General features: G+C 70.7%; 23 protein-coding genes. 16 read left to right on the top strand and 7 right to left on the bottom strand.

Features of this window, described 5'->3' with window-relative positions; genetic code table 11:
* Nucleotides 1–106 precede the first annotated feature (106 nt).
* Complete coding sequence (locus OUQ99_RS01390) at nt 107–1,633, bottom strand: aldehyde dehydrogenase family protein (protein WP_267947592.1); 1,527 nt, start codon at nt 1,631–1,633, stop codon at nt 107–109.
* 321 nt (nt 1,634–1,954) lie between these two features.
* Here OUQ99_RS01390 and OUQ99_RS01385 point away from each other — a divergent pair, with 321 nt between their 5' ends.
* Together OUQ99_RS01385 and OUQ99_RS01380 are read left to right on the top strand one after the other, a co-directional pair.
* Nucleotides 1,955–2,617: a class II aldolase/adducin family protein gene (locus OUQ99_RS01385; protein WP_267947591.1), complete on the top strand. Its 663-nt coding sequence runs from the start codon at nt 1,955–1,957 to the stop codon at nt 2,615–2,617.
* Nucleotides 2,618–2,840: 223 nt separating this feature from the next.
* Nucleotides 2,841–3,248: a VOC family protein gene (locus OUQ99_RS01380; RefSeq protein WP_267947590.1), complete on the top strand. Its 408-nt coding sequence runs from the start codon at nt 2,841–2,843 to the stop codon at nt 3,246–3,248.
* Between the two features lie 101 nt (nt 3,249–3,349).
* Here the strand turns inward: OUQ99_RS01380 and OUQ99_RS01375 are convergent, their stop codons facing one another.
* Entirely contained in the window at nt 3,350–4,117 is a 768-nt protein-coding gene (locus OUQ99_RS01375) for an alpha/beta fold hydrolase (protein ID WP_267947589.1), read from the bottom strand.
* Between the two features lie 155 nt (nt 4,118–4,272).
* Between OUQ99_RS01375 and OUQ99_RS01370 the strand changes: the two genes are divergently transcribed.
* The 4 genes from OUQ99_RS01370 (at nt 4,273) to OUQ99_RS01355 (ending at nt 6,683) form a co-directional block, all read left to right on the top strand.
* Nucleotides 4,273–4,806, top strand: coding sequence for a DinB family protein (locus OUQ99_RS01370; RefSeq protein WP_267947588.1), 534 nt, complete (start codon nt 4,273–4,275; stop codon nt 4,804–4,806).
* Nucleotides 4,807–4,905: 99 nt separating this feature from the next.
* Entirely contained in the window at nt 4,906–5,127 is a 222-nt protein-coding gene (locus OUQ99_RS01365) for a type II toxin-antitoxin system VapB family antitoxin (RefSeq protein WP_267947587.1), read from the top strand.
* Entirely contained in the window at nt 5,124–5,537 is a 414-nt protein-coding gene (locus OUQ99_RS01360) for a PIN domain-containing protein (RefSeq protein ID WP_267947586.1), read from the top strand. Before OUQ99_RS01365 ends, OUQ99_RS01360 begins: the two co-directional genes overlap by 4 nt.
* 357 nt (nt 5,538–5,894) lie before the next feature.
* Nucleotides 5,895–6,683, top strand: a complete 789-nt coding sequence (locus OUQ99_RS01355; RefSeq protein ID WP_267947585.1) for an SURF1 family protein — start codon at nt 5,895–5,897, stop codon at nt 6,681–6,683.
* Here OUQ99_RS01355 and OUQ99_RS01350 read toward each other — a convergent pair.
* Together OUQ99_RS01350 and OUQ99_RS01345 are read right to left on the bottom strand one after the other, a co-directional pair.
* Nucleotides 6,659–7,069, bottom strand: a complete 411-nt coding sequence (locus OUQ99_RS01350) for a DUF3817 domain-containing protein (RefSeq protein ID WP_267947584.1) — start codon at nt 7,067–7,069, stop codon at nt 6,659–6,661. The two genes, OUQ99_RS01355 and OUQ99_RS01350, sit on opposite strands and share 25 nt — an antisense overlap.
* Before the next feature lie 128 nt (nt 7,070–7,197).
* Entirely contained in the window at nt 7,198–8,736 is a 1,539-nt protein-coding gene (locus OUQ99_RS01345; protein ID WP_267947583.1) for a glycosyltransferase family 2 protein, read from the bottom strand.
* Between the two features lie 394 nt (nt 8,737–9,130).
* Between OUQ99_RS01345 and OUQ99_RS01340 the strand changes: the two genes are divergently transcribed.
* The 3 genes from OUQ99_RS01340 (at nt 9,131) to OUQ99_RS01330 (ending at nt 11,752) form a co-directional block, all read left to right on the top strand.
* Nucleotides 9,131–9,838 carry a WbqC family protein gene (locus OUQ99_RS01340; RefSeq protein WP_267950211.1) on the top strand — a complete coding sequence of 236 codons (708 nt, stop codon included), beginning with the start codon at nt 9,131–9,133 and terminating at the stop codon, nt 9,836–9,838.
* 113 nt (nt 9,839–9,951) lie between these two features.
* Nucleotides 9,952–10,665 carry a PIG-L deacetylase family protein gene (locus OUQ99_RS01335; RefSeq protein WP_267947582.1) on the top strand — a complete coding sequence of 238 codons (714 nt, stop codon included), beginning with the start codon at nt 9,952–9,954 and terminating at the stop codon, nt 10,663–10,665.
* A 103-nt stretch (nt 10,666–10,768) separates the two neighbouring features.
* A complete protein-coding gene (locus OUQ99_RS01330; RefSeq protein WP_267947581.1) occupies nt 10,769–11,752 on the top strand; it encodes an NAD-dependent epimerase/dehydratase family protein in 984 nt (327 codons plus the stop codon).
* Between the two features lie 216 nt (nt 11,753–11,968).
* Here the strand turns inward: OUQ99_RS01330 and OUQ99_RS01325 are convergent, their stop codons facing one another.
* Both OUQ99_RS01325 and OUQ99_RS01320 read right to left on the bottom strand, forming a co-directional pair.
* Nucleotides 11,969–12,343: a DUF202 domain-containing protein gene (locus OUQ99_RS01325; RefSeq protein WP_267947580.1), complete on the bottom strand. Its 375-nt coding sequence runs from the start codon at nt 12,341–12,343 to the stop codon at nt 11,969–11,971.
* A complete protein-coding gene (locus tag OUQ99_RS01320) occupies nt 12,340–12,699 on the bottom strand; it encodes a YidH family protein (RefSeq protein ID WP_267947579.1) in 360 nt (119 codons plus the stop codon). The genes OUQ99_RS01325 and OUQ99_RS01320 overlap by 4 nt, the downstream gene beginning before the upstream one ends.
* Nucleotides 12,700–12,978: 279 nt before the next feature.
* On the opposite strand from OUQ99_RS01320, the gene trxA reads away from it, so the two are divergent.
* From trxA to OUQ99_RS01285, 7 genes are all read left to right on the top strand, one after another.
* The gene (gene trxA, locus OUQ99_RS01315) at nt 12,979–13,353 is read left to right on the top strand and encodes a thioredoxin (RefSeq protein WP_267947578.1); all 375 of its coding nucleotides are present in this window, start codon (nt 12,979–12,981) and stop codon (nt 13,351–13,353) included.
* 285 nt (nt 13,354–13,638) lie between these two features.
* The gene (gene pstB, locus OUQ99_RS01310; RefSeq protein ID WP_267947577.1) at nt 13,639–14,511 is read left to right on the top strand and encodes a phosphate ABC transporter ATP-binding protein PstB; all 873 of its coding nucleotides are present in this window, start codon (nt 13,639–13,641) and stop codon (nt 14,509–14,511) included.
* 383 nt (nt 14,512–14,894) lie between these two features.
* The gene (locus tag OUQ99_RS01305; protein WP_267947576.1) at nt 14,895–15,692 is read left to right on the top strand and encodes a response regulator transcription factor; all 798 of its coding nucleotides are present in this window, start codon (nt 14,895–14,897) and stop codon (nt 15,690–15,692) included.
* A gap of 391 nt (nt 15,693–16,083) precedes the next feature.
* The gene (gene pstS, locus OUQ99_RS01300) at nt 16,084–17,232 is read left to right on the top strand and encodes a phosphate ABC transporter substrate-binding protein PstS (RefSeq protein WP_267947575.1); all 1,149 of its coding nucleotides are present in this window, start codon (nt 16,084–16,086) and stop codon (nt 17,230–17,232) included.
* 113 nt (nt 17,233–17,345) lie between these two features.
* On the top strand, nt 17,346–18,353 hold the full coding sequence (gene pstC, locus OUQ99_RS01295; protein WP_267947574.1) for a phosphate ABC transporter permease subunit PstC: 1,008 nt from the start codon (nt 17,346–17,348) through the stop codon (nt 18,351–18,353).
* On the top strand, nt 18,350–19,261 hold the full coding sequence (gene pstA / locus OUQ99_RS01290; RefSeq protein WP_267947573.1) for a phosphate ABC transporter permease PstA: 912 nt from the start codon (nt 18,350–18,352) through the stop codon (nt 19,259–19,261). Before pstC ends, pstA begins: the two co-directional genes overlap by 4 nt.
* Before the next feature lie 140 nt (nt 19,262–19,401).
* Entirely contained in the window at nt 19,402–19,617 is a 216-nt protein-coding gene (locus tag OUQ99_RS01285; protein WP_267947572.1) for an EF-hand domain-containing protein, read from the top strand.
* Nucleotides 19,618–19,669: 52 nt separating this feature from the next.
* Here OUQ99_RS01285 and OUQ99_RS01280 read toward each other — a convergent pair whose 3' ends face one another.
* On the bottom strand, nt 19,670–20,407 hold the full coding sequence (locus OUQ99_RS01280) for a spermidine synthase (protein ID WP_267947571.1): 738 nt from the start codon (nt 20,405–20,407) through the stop codon (nt 19,670–19,672).
* Between the last annotated feature and the right edge of the window lie 219 nt (nt 20,408–20,626).

The raw sequence follows: 20,626 nt of genomic DNA, 5'->3' as shown, positions 1-20,626 counted from the left end.
GATGCGGGGCGGGGGTGCTCCGCGGTCGTGGGGGCGGGGCCCGCCGGCGCGGAGGACGGAACGGCGCCGGCGGGCGTCGGACGCCCCGAGGGGCGGGGCAGGGGCCTCAGCCGAACCAGCGCTGCGGTTCGGGCGCCAGGTTGCGGTAGATGTGCTTGGCCTCGCGGTACTCGTCCAGGCCGGCCGGCCCCAGCTCCCGGCCGACGCCGCTGCGGCCGAAACCGCCCCACTCCGCTCCGGGGAAGTAGGGGCCGTAGTCGTTGATCCAGACGGTGCCGTGGCGCAGGGCCGCGGCGACGCGCTCGCCGCGGGCGGTGTCACCGGTCCACACACCCCCGGAGAGCCCGTAGTCGGTGTCGTTGCCGAGCTCGACCGCCTGGGCCTCCGTCTCGAACCGCTCCACGGTGACGACCGGGCCGAACACCTCGTTCTGGACGATGTCCATGGACCGGTCGCAGTCCACGAACACGGTGGGCCGGTAGAAGTAGCCGTCGGCGAGCCCGGGGTCCTCGGGCCGCCTGCCCCCGGCGATGATGCGGGCGCCCTCCTCGACACCGCGCGCGACGGCGGCCTCGACCTTGGCGCGGTGCTCGGCCGACACCAGCGGTCCGCAGCGCACCCCCTCGTCCTGCCCCCGGCCGATGCGGATGGCCTCGGCCCGGCGGGCGAGCTCGGTGGTGAAGGCGTCGTGGATCGCGTTGTGCACGATGAGCCGCGCGCCGGCGGAGCACACCTGCCCGGAGTGGAAGAACGCGGCGCTGAGCGCGTAGTCCACGGCGGTGTCGAGGTCGACGTCCGGGAAGACGATGTTGGGGTTCTTGCCGCCCAGTTCCAGGGCGATCTTCTTGACGGTCCGGGAGGCCGCCGCCATGATCCGCCTGCCGGTGGCCAGACCGCCGGTGAAGGAGACCAGGTCCACGTCGGGGTGCTCGGAGAGCGGTGCGCCCGCGTCGGGGCCGCTCCCCGTGACCAGGTTGACCACACCCGCGGGGATGCCCGCCTCGGTCGTGAGCTCGACCAGCTTGGCGGTGGTGACGGGGGTGATCTCGCTGGGCTTGACCACCATGGTGTTGCCCGCGGCGATGGCGGGGGCCATCTTCCAGGCGAGCTGGAGCAGCGGGTAGTTCCAGGGGGTGATCATGCCGCAGACGCCGACGGGCTCGTGGACGACCTTGCTGTGCACCCCCTCGGGCGCGGAGACGAGGCGGCCCGCGTCCTTGTCCGCGAGTCCGGCGTAGTAGCGGAAGACGTCGGTGACGTCGTCGACGTCGATCCCGCCCTCCTCGATGGTCTTGCCGGTGTCGAGCGACTCCATGACCGCGATCTCCGCGCGGTCGCGCTGGAGGAGGTCGGCGATGCGGTCGAGGACGCGCCCCCGCTCCCCGGCCGTGGTGCGGCGCCACTCCCCCGTGTCGAAGGCGCGCCGCGCGGCGGCGATGGCGTCCTCGGCGTCGGCGCGGCCCGCCTCGCTGACGATGGTCAGGACGGAGGCGTCCGCCGGGTCCAGGATCTCCCGGACACGGCCGTTCCGCGCCGCGCGCCACTCGCCGTCGATGTACAGGCTGGTGGCCGTCGCGGAGCCCGGTTCGGACAGGTACGGCACGGACGGCAAGGTTACGTAGGGTTCGTTCACGGGTCCGGTTTGCCCAAGATGCGTACTCACAAACTGCCTCGTCTCTAAGACGCACACGTCACAGCGCCCCCACAACCCCGACTGGGCTGGAGGAACTCCCCGGCCTTCGGGGACAGCCGTCGGCACGCCTCGCGCCGCACACAGGCAAGTAACTACGCCGAGTGACGGCAGCCCCCGGGACGAACACCCGCACCTGGGGAATACCGGCCACAGTCTTTGACGTACATTGAGGTGTACCTAAGTGGGTTCGTCCGCACTTCGGCGCTCTCACGACACGGCCCGCACCGGAGCCGCGCCCGACCGCGCAACCCGTGAGGAAGCATGCTGCTCGAACAGGAACGCCGCGACGTCTGCCTGACCGCCCGCGCCCTCGCGGACGGTCCCGGCACCGCCCCCGGGGAGGCGGGAACCGTCAGCGTCCGCAGCGGCGACCTCGTCGTGGTCACCCCCCACGGAGTCCCCCTCGACCGGCTCCAGCCCGCCGACTGCCCGGTGATGTCGCTCGACGACCGGGTCCTGGAGGGGCGCCGCGACCCCGCGGCCGAGGCCACCCTGCACATCGCCGTCCACCGCCGCGCCGCCGAGGGCGGGCGCGACGTGACGGCCGTCGTGAACGCGTTCACCGCCGACACCGTCGCCGTGTCCTCCGTGCTCGCCGAACTGCCGCCGATCCACCACCGCGCCGCCGCCCTGGGCGGGGCGGTCACCGTGACCCCCTACACGACCTACGGCAGCGGCGAGATCGGCGACCTCGCGGCCAAGGCCCTCAAGGGCCGCGACGCCGCCCTCCTGGCCGACCACGGCGGGCTCGCCCTGGGCCGCGACCTGGCGCACGCCCTGGAGAACCTCCGCCTCCTCGACTGGCTGTGCGCCGCCTACGTCAGGGCCCGCCGGATCGGTGAGCCCCGCGTGCTCTCCGAGGACGAGCTGGCCCAGGTGCGCCGGCGCGACGCCTACGGGTGGGCCGGCCCCGACGTCTGGTAGCCGCCGCGCCCCTCGGAGTTCCGTGTCGCCGCCGCTCCGGGGCCGGGGTCCCGTGGGCGACGGACCGGATGCGCGCACCGGCCGTCGGAGCGGAGCCGTTCGCCGCCCCGGCGGGGCCGCGCCGTGACCGGGCCCACGCGAACCCGGCGCGGATACCCGGTGACATGCCGCCCGGAAACGCCACAATGGTGGGGACGACCAACCCCGGCCGGTGGGAGGCTCCATGCGCTGCAGCTACATCAGGCTCCTCGTCAACGACTACGAGGCCTGTTTCCACTTCTACTCCGAGGTCCTCAGGCTCCCCGTCCTCCGAGGGGACGAGACGAGCCGCTACGCCGAGTTCGACGTGGAATCGGGGACCCGGCTCGCCATCAACCAGCGTGAGGTGATGGCCGAGGCCCTGGAGACCGACACCGCCGACCCCGCACTCCCCCACCAGGACCGGATCGCGGTGATCTTCGAGGTGGACGACGTCGACGTGACCGCCGCCAAGCTGGTCGCGGACGGCGCCCGCCAGGCGATGGAGCCGCGGGACTGGACGGCCTGGGGCGTCCGCGCGGCGCACTTCCGCGACCCCGACGGCTACCTGCTGGAGATCAACCAGCCGCTCCTGCCCGACCTGGCGCTCTGACCCCGGGCGCCCTGCGCCGGGCGCCGGTCCTCCGGGGACGACGGCCGCCGGAACCGGCGTGCGGCTCCGGGCCGGGAGCCCCGGGGCTCCCGGTTCGCCCCTCAGCGGACGATGTGCTCCAGCAGCAGCTCGTTGACCCGGTCCGCGCGCTCCACCCCCAGCAGGTGCGCGGCCCCGGGGACCACCTCGAACCGGGCGTCGGGGAGCCCGTCGGCGAGCCTGCGCCCGTGGCCCGGGGGCAGCAGCGGGTCGTGGGCGGCCGACGCGACCAGGGTGGGCACCCGCACCTCGGCGGCCAGGTGGCGCTGGTCCAGCTTCGCGACCGCGTCGCACACCGAGGCGAACCCGCCCGGGTCGAGCCGGCCGAAGTCCTCGGTGAACCTGGCCACGACCTCGGGGCGGTCCTCGGCCATGTCGGGCGTGAACCACGGCCGCACGACGTCGGCGGCCACCGACTCCAGGCCGACCTCCCGCACCCGCGAGGCGATCCGGTCCCACCTGTGCACGGCGGGCGTGCGCGGGGCCGCGGCGAGCAGCGCCAGGCGGTCCAGGCTCCGGGGCGAGTTCGCCGCGATCCACACCAGCAGTGCGGACCCCAGCCCCGCGCCGACGGCCGACACCCGTGAGAAGCCCCGGTCCTCGAGGACGCCGAGCAGGTCCAGGGCGAGGTCCGCCACCGTGCAGGGCCCCGCGGGGGCCGGTGAGGAGCCGTGGCCGCGGTGGTTGACCCGCAGGACCTGGAGGTCGCGGGTGAGCTCCGGCATCTGCGGCTCCCAGACCGACATCGTCGTGCCGAAGGGTGGCACGAGCAGGACGACGGGCGCGTGCCTGGGGCCGTCGATTCGGTACTGGAGCGGGATCAGGGCCATGGAACCTCCGGGTCGCCAGAACGCCAGGTTATCCGGTGTCCTCTCGGGGGTTCCAGGAAAGCCCCTGCCTACCGCGCCAAGTGGAGGACAGTACTTGACCTCCATGGTTCCTAGGGTGGTGACCACGAGCTTCGGTGCGACGGAAAGCGGTGGTCATGATGGCGACGACGACGGAGAAGGTCCTGGACGCAGAGCGCGCGTCCCTCCTGCGCGCCCTGGGGGAGCAGCGCGACTTCCTGCGCTTCACCCTCCGGGGGCTGGACGACGAGCAGGCGGCGCGGCGCACCACGGTGAGCGAGCTGACCCTCGGGGGCCTGCTCAAGCACGTGGTGTCGACGGAGCGCAGCTGGGCCGACTTCATCCGGAACGGCCCCGCGCCGACGGAGGTGGACTACGACGACCCGTCCACCTGGCAGGAGCACGCGGACAGCTTCCGGCTGCTGGACGGTGAGACCCTCGCCGGCGTCCTGGAGGACTACGAGCTGGCGGCCGGGGAGACGGAGCGGCTGGTGGCCGAACTGCCCGACCTGGAGGTCTCGCACCCGCTCCCGAGCGCGCCGTGGTTCCCCGAAGGGGGGGCCTGGACGGCCCGCGACGTGCTGCTGCACATCCTCCGCGAGACCGCGCAGCACTGCGGCCACGCCGACATCGTCCGCGAGGGCCTGGACGGCCAGAAGACCATGGGCTGACCCCGGTCCCGGACCGGCCGCGGACACGCGGCAAGCCGTTTCATGGTGATGTCCATGGCATATGCTCAACATGTACATCACCATGAAACGGAGTCCGACATGAGCCTGACCCAGGTCGACATCGACGACGAGGCCCTTCGTGAGGCCATGAGACTCTCCGGCGCCTCGACCAAGAAGGAGACGGTCAACCTCGCCCTCAGGGAATACGCGGCCAGACACCGTCGCATAGCCGCCCTGGAACACTTCTCCGCACTCGCACGGGACTGGGATTACGAGAGCTGGCAGAAGAGGCGCTCCGCCGAGAAGGGGGATGGGGAGTGATCAGGTACCTGATCGACTCGTCCGCGCTGTGGCGGGTTCTGAGGGACCCGAAACACAGGGATGCCTGGCGCGACGTCGTCGTCGAGGGGGCGGTGGGGTCCTGTGCCGTCCAACGTACGGAATTCCGCCGTTCCGCACGCAATCTCGACGAGTACGAGCAGTTCAACGAGATGTTCGAGACCCTGCACCCCGATGTGCCCACGCCGAAGAGCGCCTGGCAGTGGGTGGAGTCCGCGCAGTACCGGCTCCTCCGGGGCGGCGCGCACCGGGCGATGTCCTCGGTGGACCTGCTCATCGCCGCGACGGCGGCACACCACGGTCTTGTCGTCCTGCACGACGACAACGACTTCGCGACGGCGGCACACCACCTCACCGACCTGCGCGAGCGATCCGTCCGGAACACACCCTGAGACCGGCCGCGGGCACGCGACGGGGCGGGCCCACCGACCGGTGGGCCCGCCCCAGAAGAAAGGTGGCGAGGGTCGCTCCCGCATCCCCCCTCAAAGTACGGAAGCAACCCTCGCCTGGGAAGCGGCCGGCGACTCCTCCCCCCGGGAGTCGCGGCCTGTAAGGTCTGCCGCGGATCGACCCTGTCGTTCCGCGTTGATGACGACACTACCCACCCCAACCTCGAAGAACAACCCTCAGTCACGAGAAACTACTTAAAGTGATCGTCATTGCTGGGCAGGCCGCAGCCCAAGGGCTTCGGGACATCGTCAACCAGGGGTCATGACGGCCCGCCCGGAGGCCGCGCATAGCCTGGACCGGTGAGATCTCCGCTCCTCAGCCCCCGCTGGCTCGGCATCCACCTGGTCGCCCTGCTGGTCGTCCTGGTGTGCGCCACCGGCACCTCGTGGCAGTTCGTCCGCGCCTTCGAGCCCGACCGGGAGGTGATCACCAACCCGGTCGAGGACCTGGCCTCCGCCCGCCCCGTCGAGGACCTGCTGGAACCCGGCGCGTACATGCACCCCGACTCCTTCGCGAACCAGGCGGTCGAGGCCACGGGACGCTACGACACCGCCGAGCAGCTCCTGGTGCCCCGGGTCGTGGACGGGGTCCTGGGGCACGACGTCATCCTGCCGCTGGTCACCGCGGACGGCAGCGCCGTCACCGTCAACCGGGGCTGGGCCGAGGAGGGGCAGGACGTCCCCGAGGCCCCCGGCGGCGAGGTCACCGTCACGGGCTGGCTGCTGCCGCCCGTCGGGGCCGAGGGGGTCGTCCCCGTCGAGGTGACCGAGGGACAGGTCGAGCGCATCGCGGCCTCCGTCCTGGTCCAGGAGTGGGACCACCCCCTCTACGAGGGCTACGTCACGCTGCCCGGGCAGGACCCGGCCACGGACTCCCTCGTCCCGGTGCCGCCGCCCGAGCCGCCCACCGAGGTCGAGGTCAACTGGCGCAGCCTCAGCTACACGGTGCAGTGGGCGATGTTCGGCGTCTCCGCGGTGGTCTTCTGGATCATCCTCATGCGCCGGGAACTGGCGGAGGCCCGCTCCCGGCGGGAGCGGGCCTCCGACGGGGAGGAGCAGGAGGGTCAGCCCGCGGTCGCGGGCTCCTGAGCCCGCTCGCCCGCGGCAGCCTCCTTGGCCTGCTCGGACCTGACGATCCGGTGCTCGACGACGAACCCGACCACGGGGACGGTGCCGGCCAGGGCCACGCCGAGGGTGCGGGCGGCGCTCCAGCGCCGGTCCAGCGCGACCCACAGCACCGCGAAGACGTACACCATGTAGATGTAGCCGTGCGGCATGGCGATGAAGAGCATCAGCGGCGACTCGGGGCCGAACCAGTGCTCCAGCCCCTGCGGCGCCGGCATCAGGGAGAAGCGGGCCGTCTCACCGACCAGGTACTTGGCGGGCATGGCCACGAAGGTCAGCCCGATCAGGAAAACGCCGGTCACGTACGCGAGCACCCTGTACAGCCCGAACGACACACGCCTCTTGTCCACCGCTACCTCACACGCTTCGTCAGACTTCCGCCCCGAGGAGGGTCGGGGTCCCTCCTCGAGGCTAAACGCTGCCCGCGGCCACGGCCCCCCGGGGTGGACGAGGCCGGACAATCTCACATCGTCGCAGTTCAGCTCTTGTTGGACGTGCGGTCCGGGCTGCTCCACCGACCGTCGGAGTCGGTGGTCCACGCCTTGGGGACCATACGCAGCGACAGGTAGGCGTCCACCAGCCTGATCGGGAAGAAGAACAGGCCGTACAGCAGGTAGGACGGCCGCCGCCGGACCACGGTCAGCAGGCAGGTGAGCATGTAGTCCGGGATGAACAGGCCGATCGCGATGGCCGTCAGCGGCAGGAGCGCCGACACCGCCGTGAAGGCCCCTCCGAAGAACGGCAGCGTCCCGAAGGGCTCGCCGCCGAGCGTTCCCACGAGCACGAACACCCCGAGCAGCGCGGTGAGCAGCAGGACCAGGGAGACCAGCACGACCTCGACGACGTAGAGCGCGAGGAACGCCCAGAAGACGCTCGGCCAGATCCCGTGCCTGCGGATGGTCTGCCAGAAGCCGAGCGTCCACCGGCCGACCTGCTTGTAGTAGTCCCCGAACGTGAAGGGGTCCTGGCTGTAGGCCTTGGTGTCGGGGTTCATCGAGATGCGCCCGAGGCGCTTGTGGTGCACCTCGAAGGTCATGTTGAAGTCCTCGATCACCAGCCCCGGGGGGTTGACGTCGATCTCCCGCAGGGCCTCGCTGCGGTAGACGCTGGCGAAGCCCGGCACGATGAACGCCGTGTTGGCGTGCCGCCAGGTCTGCCCGAACCGCATGAGGTACTGGAGCATGAAGTACAGGCGGTCCCGGTAGGCGGAGATGGTCCTGCCGACGAGGGTCCGCTCCTGCGGCTTCCACTCCGAGACGACGAAGCCCGCGACGGCGGCGACCGAGGGGTCCTCCAGCTGGCGCCTGGCCCCCTCCACGTACCCCGGGTCGAGTTCGGTGTCGGCGTCCAGGATGAGGACACCGCCGTAGTTCTCGGTCAGGGAGAACTCCTCGATGACCGCCTCGATGGCGCCGGCCTTGCCGCGGTTGGTGAGCAGTTCGAGCACGTTGACGCCGGTCCTGGCGGCGATCTCCGCCGTGGCGTCCTTGGAGGAGTCCGAGACCACGTAGACGTCCCAGCGGTCGAACAGGCTCAGCGCCGATCCGATGGCCGCGTGGATGACGGGCTCCTCGTTGTGCGCGGGGATGACGACCGCCAGGGAGATACCGGGGTCGTCGCCCCGCGCGCCCCCGGGCCGCCCGGAGGCGTGACGCCCCGCCGGTCGGACGGGGCCGCCCGACCCCGGGGGGCCTGCATCGGACGCGCCCACCTCGGAGGCGCCCGCGGCGACCAGGACCCGCTCCGGCGGGGCGGCCCCGACCGCCCGGCCCCGGCGGGCGCGCGGCCGCACCACCGCGCGGATCGAGTCCTCGCCCAGGCGCAGGAGGCCGGCGGCGGTCCACAGGAGGAGGTTGGCGCCGAACGCCAGCCACAGGAACACGTAGCCGAACGCGCCCAGTCCCGCGGCGGCCGCCATGTCCGCGGCGAAGGCGAACCAGTAGACGAAGAGTGCGACAGCAAGGACCAGGGCGATCAACCCGGTCAACAGGCCACCGATGAAACGAGCGATACGCACAGCCCTGGGACCCCTCCGAAAGATATCGGTTTTCGGACCGACATGAACCCGCACATCCAGCGTTAGGTTGACGCCCTACGGCACTGAGTGGTTGCCCCTGGTTCGCGTCCTATGTAGGCCACGCAAATCGTATACACGGGCTTGCGTCAGGTGGTACCCATTAGAAGATATTTGTGAGGAGGACCGGGGTGGCGCGGTACGCACTTCGGTTTATACCGGACTGCCCGAAAACTCGGACAATCCTCACCAAAGGTGCCCCACGGAGAGAAGGAGAACGCTCGGCGTGATCGGCGGCTTACCCTCCCCCTCGCCTGATCCGACCCGCGGCAAGCAGGACAGCAGGCCCATGAGCAACACTGCCACCAGCAATGACATCGGGGAACTCGACTCGGTCATGCGGGTGGCACTCCACCAGCCGCACTACCTGCCCTGGCTGGGCCTCATCGACAAGATCGACCGGGCCGACCTTTTCGTCGTATTGGACACGGTGCAGTTTGAACGGCGTGGTTGGCAGAACCGGAACTACGTCGCGGGGCGTGACAAGCCCGTCCTGCTCACCGTGCCGGTCAACCAGGGCAACCGCGATGATCGCATACTGGACAAGCGCATTGACAACGGGCGCCAATGGCGGATCAAGCACTACAAGGCACTCTCGGAACACTGTTACCGCAGAGCGCCGTACTGGCGCGAATACCGCGATGAGATCGCCCATCTGTACGAAACGGAGTGGGACGGCCTCGCGGAGCTCGCCACGGAGACGACCCGCATGCTGATGCGCTGCTTCGGGATCGACACCCCGGTGCTGCTCGCCAGCGAGATCGGGGACTTCCCGGGGCGCAAGAGCGAACTGCTCGCCCAGATCTGCGCCAAGACCGGCGCGGACATCATGCTCTCGGGGGACGGTGCCAGGGACTACCTGGACACCGGGGCCCTGCGCCGCTACGGGATCGGCGTCGAATGGCAGGACTTCCGGCATCCGGTCTACCCGCAGCACCTGCCCGCCGGAGCCGGCTTCGTGCCGCGCCTGTCGGCGATCGACCTCCTTCTCAACGCCGGGCCGGACGCGCTCCAGGTGCTCCGGCAGGCACAGACCCGGAGCTGACCGCGTGTCGGCACGCGGGTCGGCACCCCGCCCGCGACCGCGGGCACGGGACCGCTCCACGGGTTCGGGACAACCACGATCGCCCCCACCTCGGCAAAGGACGGCACACCGGCATGACGACGGACTGGTCCCAGGAACGGATCCTGGTCTACGCCCCCCACCCGGACGACGAGACGCTCGGCTGCGGCGGCCTCATGAGCAAGGCCAAGAGCGCCGGAGCCGAGGTGTTCGTCCAGTTCCTCACCGTCGGGGACACCGCCGACCAGTCGCCGAAGGGCTTCTCCACCGCAGAGGAGCGCTACGCGGAGATCAAGAAGGTCTCCGACCACTTCCGCTGGGACGACTGGCACATGGCCCTCCCCGGTGACGCCCACCACCTGCGGCTCGACACCGTCGCCCGGGTGGACCTGACCCGGCTGATCGAGCGGGAGAGCCCCCTGTCGGTCGAACGGCTCCGGCCGACCGTGGTGCTCGCGCCGCACCGCACCAGCTACAACCAGGACCACCAGGCCACCGCCGAGGCCGTGCACACCGCCCTGCGCCCCTCCGACACCGCCCTGCGCCACCACCCGCGGCTGGTGCTGGCCTACGAGGAGGCCGCCGACCAGTGGCGGTCGGAGCCGGTGGCGCCGCCGAACCTCGTCGTCGAACTCGACGAGTCCCAACTGGCGGACAAGCTCCACGCCATGGAGCTGTACGGCTCGCAGAGCCACAGGCACCCGCACACGCGCTCCGAACCGACCCTGCGCAGCCTCGCCGTGCTCCGCGGCATGCAGGCCGGGGTCGCGCTCGGGGAGGGGTTCCACGTGCTCCGCTGCCTGGCCTGAACGACCGGGCCCCGCCCCGGTCCACGCACTTCTCCGACACGCGCCCCGCTCGCGCAACGCTGGAAGCACCTCAACGCACACCGCTCGTAGTGGAGGGGAAACCATGAAGGCTGTAGTGACCGGAGGAGCCGGGTTCATCGGCTCTCACCTGTGCGACCACCTGGTCGCGCGGGGACACCGGGTGACGGTCCTGGACGACCTGTCGACCGGTTCCGCCGCGAACCTCTCCCGGGTGGAGGGCTCACCCGGATTCCGCTTCGTGCGCGGGGACGTCCTGGACAGGGAGCTGGTCGACGCGCTGGTCGCGGAGGCGGACACCGTGTTCCACCTCGCCGCGGCCGTCGGCGTCTACAACATCGTCGACAACCCGCTGCGCTCCCTGCGGATCAACCTGCACGGGACGGAGAACGTGGTGGAGGCGGCCGTCGCGCACCGCGTGCCGTACATGATCGCGTCCACCAGCGAGGTCTACGGCAAGAACGACGCCGACGGGCTCAAGGAGGGCGACGACCGGATCTACGGGTCCGCGACCAGGAGCCGGTGGTCCTACGCCGCGGCCAAGGGGCTGGACGAGCTGATCGCCTACGTGCACGGGACCGAGTCCGGCGTCCCGTGCGTCATCGCCCGCTTCTTCAACGTGGTCGGCCCCCGGCAGACCGGCCGCTACGGCATGGTCGTCCCCCGGTTCGTCGACCAGGCGATGGCCGGGGAGCCGATCACCGTGTACGGCACCGGGACGCAGCGCCGCTGCTTCGGCTCGGTGTTCGACGTGGTGCCCGGCCTCCTCAGACTGATGGAGACCCCCGAGGCCTACAACCAGGCCGTCAACCTGGGGGGCCACGAGGAGATCTCGATCAAGGGCCTGGCCGACCGGGTCGTCGAGCTCACCGGTTCCGCGAGCCCGATCACCTACATCGACTACGAGGAGGCGTACGGGGAGGGCTACGAGGACATGCAGCGCCGCTACCCCGACACCTCCCTGGCCGGGCGCCTGGTCGGCTACCGGCCCGAGCGCGACCTCAACGACATCATCCGGTCGATCGTGGAGCACCGGAGCACGGCACCGCCCGTGCCCGCCCCCGCGTAGGAACCCGGCCGGTCCGGCACGGGGCGCCTCCCCGCCCCAGCCGGCTCCGACTCAGGGACCCCGGACACCGCGCCCGGGAGGGGTGGCCGCCCGCTCCGGCGGACCCCCGGCGCGCACCGCGCCCGCGGAGGGACAGGAGTGACGGCGCCGGACCCCCGCCGACCAGCCCGGCCAGGGCATAGGGGCAGGACGCCAGAGGACGCCGGAACCGGCCCCTCAGGAGCCCGCCAGCACCGTCAGCACCAGGACCACGCTCAGCGCGAGCACCGACGAGCACAGGAACGCCATGGCCCACGGCCTGGCGACGGCCGACGGGGGCCCGCCCGTCCCCGGGTCCCGGGTGCCGTAGCCGATCCGGCGCCAGCGCCACCACAGGTGGAAGGCGAGCACGGCGCACACGGCCAGCAGCGCGGCCGCCGTGGCCACGCGCACCGGCGGGGACGCCTGGAGGACGCTGTCGACGTCGTTCGTGAGCGAGCCGCGCATGAACAGCAGGCCCACCACGGCGAGGAGGATGAGCGTCCGCTGCCACGACATCAGGGTGCGTTCGGGCTGCAGCCCGGGGTCGTCGCGGTCGACGGGCGCGTTCACAGGAGGTTGCCCAGCAGGACGAGGGCGCACACCAGCCCCACCGCGAACGTGGTGACCAGGGGGAGCAGGCTCAGCCGCAGGGTCCCGCCCCGGCTCATGATCCTCTGCACGCGGTACCAGCGCAGCGGCGCGTAGACCGTGATGACCCCGGCGAGCGCCGCGAGCAGCAGACCGACCGCGGTGCGGGGCCACTCCGCCCATCCCAGGGGGAGCAGGTGCAGCACCGCGACGGCTCCGGCGAGGAGGGCCAGGGACGTCCTGACCCAGGCGAGGAAGGTGCGCTCGTTCGCGAGGGTGAACCGGTAGTCGACGTCCCGCTCCCGGGCGCCGTCCCCGGGCGCCGCATCGTCCTTCACGGCCACCCCCGTCCACCTGGCGCTCCGCGCGCTCCGTCCCCGTCCGGCCACGGTTCCCCACGAGGGATCCGCGCCCCTCCGACCGACCCTAGCCGCCAAGCTCCTTTCCTCCCAAACAGGTATGCAACACGTGTTGTGTCGGAAACCTCTTGTCCTGGACACGGGTCCGTGGCCCCGGGAACGCATGCGGAACAAACGAGTGGGCACGACCGCTGTAGGACTGAGAGATGGCGGTTGGCCGACGGTCGACACCAACCAACGAAGAGATCAGGAGACCACGTGCCCACGGTCGAGCTCACCAAGGACAACTTCGCGGAGACGCTGAAGGACAACGACTTCGTCCTCATCGACTTCTGGGCGGACTGGTGCGGTCCCTGCCGGCAGTTCGCCCCGGTCTTCGAGAAGTCCGCGGACACCCACACCGACATCGTGCACGCCAAGGTGGACACCGAGGCGCAGCGCGAGCTGGCTTTCGAGTTCAAGATCCAGTCCATCCCGACGCTGATGATCGTGCGCGAGCGCACCGTCATCTACAACGAGCCCGGCGCTCTGCCCTCCGAGGCGTTGGAGAGCCTGATCACCCAGGCCAAAGAGCTGGACATGGACGAGGTGCGCCAGAAGATCACCGAGCAGGGCGGCGACGCCCCGGAGTAACCGGGCGGCGCCGGGAAGACCCCGCGCCCGGCCCTCCCGCGACGACGGGAGGGCCGGGCGTTCGCATGTCCGGGCACGGGACCGCCACGTCCGCCCCCTCCTTCGGTGACGGAAGCGCAACGTTCCGCGTTCGGAACGCCTCCGAGTTCACCGCCCACGTTCACCTTCGCCACGAGGATCGTTCACTCGGCCTTCATGTGGACGGATTTGCATGGTATTCGACCGCGCTCCGCCGGTTCTGCCCCCCATGACCGCGCAAGCACCGTCCGACCCGGAAGTGGACCCATGTCTGTCAGCAACACCGCGTCCCCTCGCGGCACCGAGTCCGGTCGCGGCGTCGCACCCGACACCGTCCGGTACAACCGCGAGGTCCCCGACCTCGGAGACCCCGTCTTCGACGTCTCCGGCCTCTCGATCTACTACGGGTCCAACAAGGCCGTGCGCGACGTGAACCTCAAGGTCGGGCCGCGCCAGATCACCGCGATGATCGGCCCGTCCGGCTGCGGCAAGAGCACCGTCCTGCGGACCCTCAACCGGATGAACGACCTCATCCCCGGCGCCCGCATCGAGGGGCGGGTGACCTACCACGGCGAGGACCTGTACGCCTCGGAGGTCGACCCGATCGAGGTGCGCCGCCGGATCGGCATGGTCTTCCAGAAGCCCAACCCGTTCCCGAAGTCGATCTACGACAACGTGGCCTACGGCCCGCGCATCAACGGCGCCCGCGGCAACATGGACGACCTGGTCGAGGAGACGCTGACCAAGGCCGCCCTGTGGGACGAGGTCAAGGACAAGCTCAAGGAGAGCGCGTTCGCCCTCTCCGGCGGCCAGCAGCAGCGCCTGTGCATCGCGCGCACGATCGCGGTGAACCCCGAGGTGATCCTGATGGACGAGCCGTGCTCCGCGCTCGACCCCATCGCGACCCTCAAGATCGAGGACCTGATGTACCAGCTGGCCAGCGAGTACACCATCGTCATCGTGACCCACAACATGCAGCAGGCCGCGCGCGTGTCCGACCGGACCGCGTTCTTCACCGCCGGGGTGGACGACGCGGGCGACCGCTACGGCAGCCTCGTCGAGTACGACGAGACCACCACGATCTTCAGCAAGCCGTCCGACCAGAGGACCGAGGACTATATCGCTGGTCGCTTCGGCTGATCAGCCCCAACCGTCCCCACCCGGGCGACCAGCGATGGTGGGTCGCTTCGGCTGATCAGCCCTAGCTCTGCGGCCCCACCGGGGCGACCAGCGATGGCGGGCCGCTTCGGCTGATCAGCCCTAGCCCTGCGGCCCCACCGGGGCGACCAGCGATGGCGGGTCGCTTCGGCTGATCAGCCCTAGCTCTGCGGCCCCACCGGGGCGACCAGCGATGGCGGGCCGCCTCGGCCGATCGGCTCTGCGGTCCTGACAGCCCCACCGGGGCGACCGGCGATGGCGGGCCGCCTCGGCCGGTCGGCCCGGGCGGCCGGCGACGGGACGGTCGGCCGGATCGGCCGCGACGGGGCCGCCCCTCTCCCGCACCTTCGACGAAGTGGACCCCCATGCCCGCGCTCACGCCCTCCGCGTCCGTCCCCTCTCCCACCCCGGGCGCCCTGGGCGACGCGGACCCGGTCGAGCGCCCGGAGCGGTGGGAGGGCCCGCTTCGGGTCCTGCTGGTCGAACCGGAGTCGGAGCAGTCCCACCAGCTGGTGCTGTCGCTGAGCGGCCACGACGTGGACATCACGGTGTGCGTGGACGGCGCGGAGGCGCTGCTGCGGGTGGGAATGATGCGTCCGGACACGCTGGTGACCAGCGCGAACCCGCCCGAGGTGGACCTGGAGACGCTGGTGCGGGTCACCCGCCGGGCGACCGAGATCCCGATACTCATCGGGGTGGGGCCGGGCGACTCCCAGCGGGCGATGAGGGCGCTGGCGGCCGGCGCGACGGCGTGCGTGAGCCGCCCCTACCGGATCCCGGAACTGGCGGCCCTGCTGCGCGGTTCGCTCCCCGGCGCGGACGGGGGCGGACCGGACAGCGGGGCGTCGCCGTCCGCGCTCCGTTCGGGGGCGCTGGAGCTCGACGCCCTGGGACACCGGCTGTTCGTGGACGGCAACCCGGTCAACCTGGCTCTGCGTGAGTTCGGGATCATGGACTTCCTGCTGCGCAACAACGGGCGGGTGGTCAGCCGCGAGGAGCTGTGGACCGAGGTGTGGCACAAGCCCCTGCCTCCGGTGAACAACACGATCGCCGTGCACATCCGCCGCCTGAGACACAAGCTGGGCGACTCCGAGGCCCAGCCCCGGTTCATCCACACGGTGCGCGGAATCGGCTACCGTCTCGATACCGCGAATGGTGGCTGACCACATACAAAAAGCTACCGACGAACATCCAGGGTCCTCCAGCAGGCGCCGGAGCGACCCATTGTTCATGTAGGCGTCACTTCGCCGATCGACACACGTGAAGGTGAACCGAAGGGCAACCGGACACGTCACCTTCCTTGCCGGTCGGTCACGGCGAAACCCGCACAGGAGTCGGCATACCCGCAGGTCATCACCGTGAGTCCCGGGCGCATGACAGAAGTCGACAACCACGGAAACGCCCCGCCGTTATTAAACGGTTACCCCCATTCACTTCGCATTCACCCGCCTTCTACCAACCGGCCTCCATTTCGATGTCAGCGCGACTTTCTGCACGCTTACTGTCGTTTTACGTCAGCCCCGACAGCGGTGATTCAACGAGGAGAACTACGACATGCGCAACGGGCGTTCCAAGCTCGCCGTCCTGGCAGCCATCCCCCTGCTCGCCACGGCGTGCGGTGGCGGCGGCGACGCGGCAGGCGACGGTGCAGACGGTGGTGGCGGCGGCGATCTCAGCGCGCAGCTGACCGGCGCCGGTGCCAGCTTCCCCGACCCCCTGTTCCAGGACTGGATCTACGAGTACTCCAACGGCGTGCAGCCCGGGGTCAGCGTCAACTACCAGAGCGTCGGCTCCGGTGCGGGCGTCGAGCAGTTCCTGGAGCAGACCGTCGACTTCGGCTCCTCCGAGGAGTTCCTGGGCGAGGAGGACCTCGCGGCCGCCGCCGAGGCCCGCGGCTGTGAGGCCGTGCAGTTCCCCGTCGTGTTCGGCGCGGTCGTCATCGCCCTGAGCAACCCCGACCTGGACGGCCTCGTCCTGGACGCGGAGACCCTCGCGGGGATCTACTCCACCGAGATCACCACGTTCGACGACCCGGCGATCGCCGAGCTCAACCCGGACATGGACCTGCCGAGCGACGAGATCATCCCGGTCCACCGCTCCGACAGCTCCGGCACCACCTACGTGTTCTCGCACTACCTGACCACCGAGGTCGAGTCGTGGGCGGACGAGTACGGCGAGGGCAAGGAGCTGGACTGGGCCGACGGCCTGGTCGGCGGCCAGCAGAACGACGGCGTCGCGCAGGGCATCACCCAGAACCCGGGCGGCCTGGGCTACGTGAACCAGTCCTTCGCCCAGGAGGCCGACCTGGCCGTCGCCCACATCGTCAACGAGGACGGCACCCCGATCGAGCCGACCCTGGAGTCGACGATCGCCGCCACCGGCGAGGCCGAGATCCCGGACAACTTCCAGTTCTCGATCGACAACATCGGCGGCGAGGGCTACCCGATCGCCGGATCCAACTGGATCTTCACCTACACCTGCGGCTACGACCAGGCCAACGCCGACGCGATCATCGACTTCTGGACCTGGGCCCTGACCGACCAGGGCGCCCAGGACCTGGCCGGCGAGCTGGGCTACGCCCCGCTCAACGAGGAGCTGACCGAGCGCGTCATCACCGAGCTGGAGAAGACCAACTCCGAGAACGGCGGCGGCGACGCCGACGCCGACACCGGCGCCGAAGAGGACGCCGAAGCGACGGAGTAACCCTCCAGCGGGGCCGGGGTACCCGTTACCCCGGCCCCGCCCCCATCCCCTCCGTCCCGAGGCGCCGGGGCGGGCCGCTCTCCACTCCCACGAAAGCCACAGAGGAGAAGCACATGTCCACCGAGGCCCCCGAGGCCCCGCAGGCCCCCGAGGCCCCCCGGCGGGGGACGCTCACGTCCGGCAAGGGGCGCCTGGCAGACCCGATCTTCAAGTGGGTCGTCGCGGCCTGCGGCACCATCGTGCTGGTCATCCTGGCGCTGATGGTCATCCGGACCACGACCGAGGCCTGGCCCGTCTTCGCGAAGGAGGGGTTCTTCGGCTTCCTCATCGGGGAGGAGTGGACGGCCGGCGGCTCCCGCACGGAGATCACCGGCACCTACGGCGCCTGGCCGTTCATCTACGGCACCCTGATCACGTCGGTGATCGCGATCGCCATCGCGCTGCCGCTGTCGATCATGGTCGCCGTCTACCTCACCCACCTGGCGCCGCGCCGCATCGCCAAGCCGCTCTCCTACACGGTCGAGCTGCTCGCCGCGGTGCCCAGCGTCATCTTCGGCCTGTGGGGCCTGCACTGGTTCCTGCCCAACGTCATGCGGCCGTTCTTCGAATGGCTCGAAGGCGCGATGGGCTGGTTCTTCCTCTTCGAGGGCCCGGTGCGCGGCGTCGGCTACCTGCCCGCCGGCATCGTCCTCGCCATCATGATCCTGCCGATCATGACCGCCATCATCCGCGAGGTCGTCGCCGTCCAGCCGCTGGAGCAGCAGATGGCGGCCTACGCGCTGGGGTCGACCCGGTGGGAGGTCATCACCAAGGTGGTCCTGCCCGCCAGCTTCTCGGGCATCGTGGCCGCCGCGATGCTGGGCCTGGGCCGAGCCCTGGGCGAGACCATCGCCGTGCTGATGCTGATCGGCGGGTCCCAGGGATGGGGCGCGAGCCTGTTCGGCACCGGCAGCAGCATGGCGTCGCACATCGCCGCGACCTTCGGCGAGTCCTCGCCGGAGACCAGGACCGGGCTGATGGCGATCGGTGTCGCCCTGTTCCTCGTCACGATGATCGTCAACATCCTGGCCCGCGTCATCGTGTGGCGCCTGGGACAGTTCACGGGAGACGCCGCCGTATGAGCACCACGACCACCACCCCTCCGGCCGCACGGCCCGCCCCGCTGAGCCAGCGTCCCCCCGGCTCCGGGTTCCGCAGGTTCAAGAACCGCTCCGCGACGGTGGTCCTGACCGCCGCGATGGTCCTCGCCATGATCCCGCTGGTCCTCATCATCTTCGAGGTCACCCGGCGCGGCATCGGCGTGGTCAACCTGGACTTCTTCACCCAGACCGAGCCCCCGCCCCGCCGCGAGGGCGGCGGCTACGCGGCCGGTTTCGTCGGCACGCTGTACATCATGGCGCTGGCGGTCCTGATGTCGATCCCGTTCGGCATCGCGACGGCGGTGTACATCGTGGAGTACGGCCCGAACAGGCTGACCTCCTCGATCCGCTTCTTCACCGACGTGATGACGGGCATCCCCTCGATCTTCGTCGGCCTCTTCGTGTACGGCCTTCTGGTGATCGGCTGGGGCGGGATGGGCTTCGGCACGTTCGTGGGCGCCGTGGCGATCGCGGTGATGATGCTGCCGATCGTGACGCGCTCGGCGGAGGAGATGCTCCGCCTGGTGCCCAACGAGCTCCGCAACGCCAGCTACGGCCTCGGCGCGCGCAAGTGGCAGACCATCGTGCACACGGTGCTGCCCGCCGCCGCGCCCGGCCTGACCACCGGCTCGATGCTGGCGATAGCCCGCGGCATCGGCGAGACGGCTCCGCTGCTGCTGACGGCCTTCGGCTCGGGCCTGATCGTCACGGCCATGCAGGGCGCGCCGCAGGGCGCCGTGCCGATGCAGCTGTACCGGGGCGCCGGCCAGCCGTTCGAGGCCGGCATCGACCGCGCCTGGGGCGCGGCGCTGTGCCTGTTCGTCCTGGTCGTGCTGTTCACCATCGTCGCGCGGTGGATCGGCTCGCGGGCGTCCGTGGGCTCCCGGTAGGAAGACGCCGGGGAGCAGGGATCCAGGGGCCGCGCCGGTGTGCGCGGCCCCTTCCCGTGTCCGGGGCGTCCGGCGCTTCCCCGGAGCGCCGGGCCCCCGGTAGCCTTTCGCCGAACACACCCCGACCCCTGGAGCCACAGATGCCCACCACCGAGTACGCGGCCACGTTCGCCCTCGTCGACACCGACGGCGACGGGCGCATCTCCGCCCAGGAACTGGCGTCGCTCATGCACAACCTCGGCGACGAGTGCACCGAGGAGCAGGCCGCCGAGGTGGTCCGCTCCATGGACGGCGACGGCGACTCCCGCATCTCCCTGGAGGAGTTCGCCCGCTACATGGCGCGGAACAGGGCCTGAACCCGCCCACCGCCGGGGGCCGGCGCGGCCGGGCCGGCCCCCGGCGGACCGGTCACGGGGCCTTGGGCCCGCTGACCAGGTAGACCACGTCCGGCACGCTGTGCGAGACCGTCACCTCCATGACCTCGACCTCCGCGAAGTGCCCGCGCAGCAGGACCTCGAAGCTCTCCACCTCGTTGGCGCTCCAGAAGGCCAGGACCCCGCCGGGCGCCATCAGGCGGGCGAGCTGCTCCAGTCCCGCCGCCTCGTAGAGGCGGTTGTTGTTCTCGACCACTGTCCAGTCGGGTCCGTTGTCGGTGTCCAGGCAGATCACGTCGTAGCGGGGAGGCTTCTCCTTCGCCGACGCCGCCCCCAGCCACGCCACGATGTCGGCGTTGTGCACACGGCACCGCGGGTCCCGGTGGACGTACTCGGCGGCCTCCCCCAGTTCGCCGTCGTGCCAGGCGATCACCTGGGGTTCGAGTTCGACGACGTCCACGAGAGACACCTTGGGGTTCTCCAGGGCCTCCCTCGCCGAGAAGCCCACGCCCAGCCCCCCGATGAGGACGCGGGCACGGGAGCGGCCGTCCGGGAGGGCCGCCAGGCCGGCGCGCACCATCTCCCTCTCGGAGGTGCCGTCGCGGGTGTCCATGAGGAACACCCCGTTGCTGTAGATCTCGTAGTGGGCCCCCACGCGGCGGAGCACGAGGTCGCCCCCGGTCTCGCCGGTCACCCTCGCGAGGGTGACGGCACCGTCTTCCAGTGCGGAGAAGTCCGTGGAGGGGGCGGTGTCCGGGATTCGCTGGTTCATCTCCACATTGTGCCCGTGCCGCCCCGCACCGCCGTACTCCTCCGCACCGGCGAAGGCCCCGGACACCCGGAAACACGTGTTACGGGAAAGTTCCCCGGGTGTTGAATCCGTGATCCAATCGGTGTCTTTGTGACGCCGGCTACAACGCCTCTCCTGGGCACGATGGTCGCTACCAGACCACCGGATCCTCCCTGGTGGTTGCCAGCGAGAAGAGGAGAA

This window comes from Streptomonospora nanhaiensis (assembly GCF_026642255.1).
GTDB classification, from domain to species: domain Bacteria; phylum Actinomycetota; class Actinomycetes; order Streptosporangiales; family Streptosporangiaceae; genus Nocardiopsis; species Nocardiopsis tropica.
Note: the sequence above shows the minus strand (reverse complement) of the source record. Positions and strands in the feature narration are given on the sequence as shown.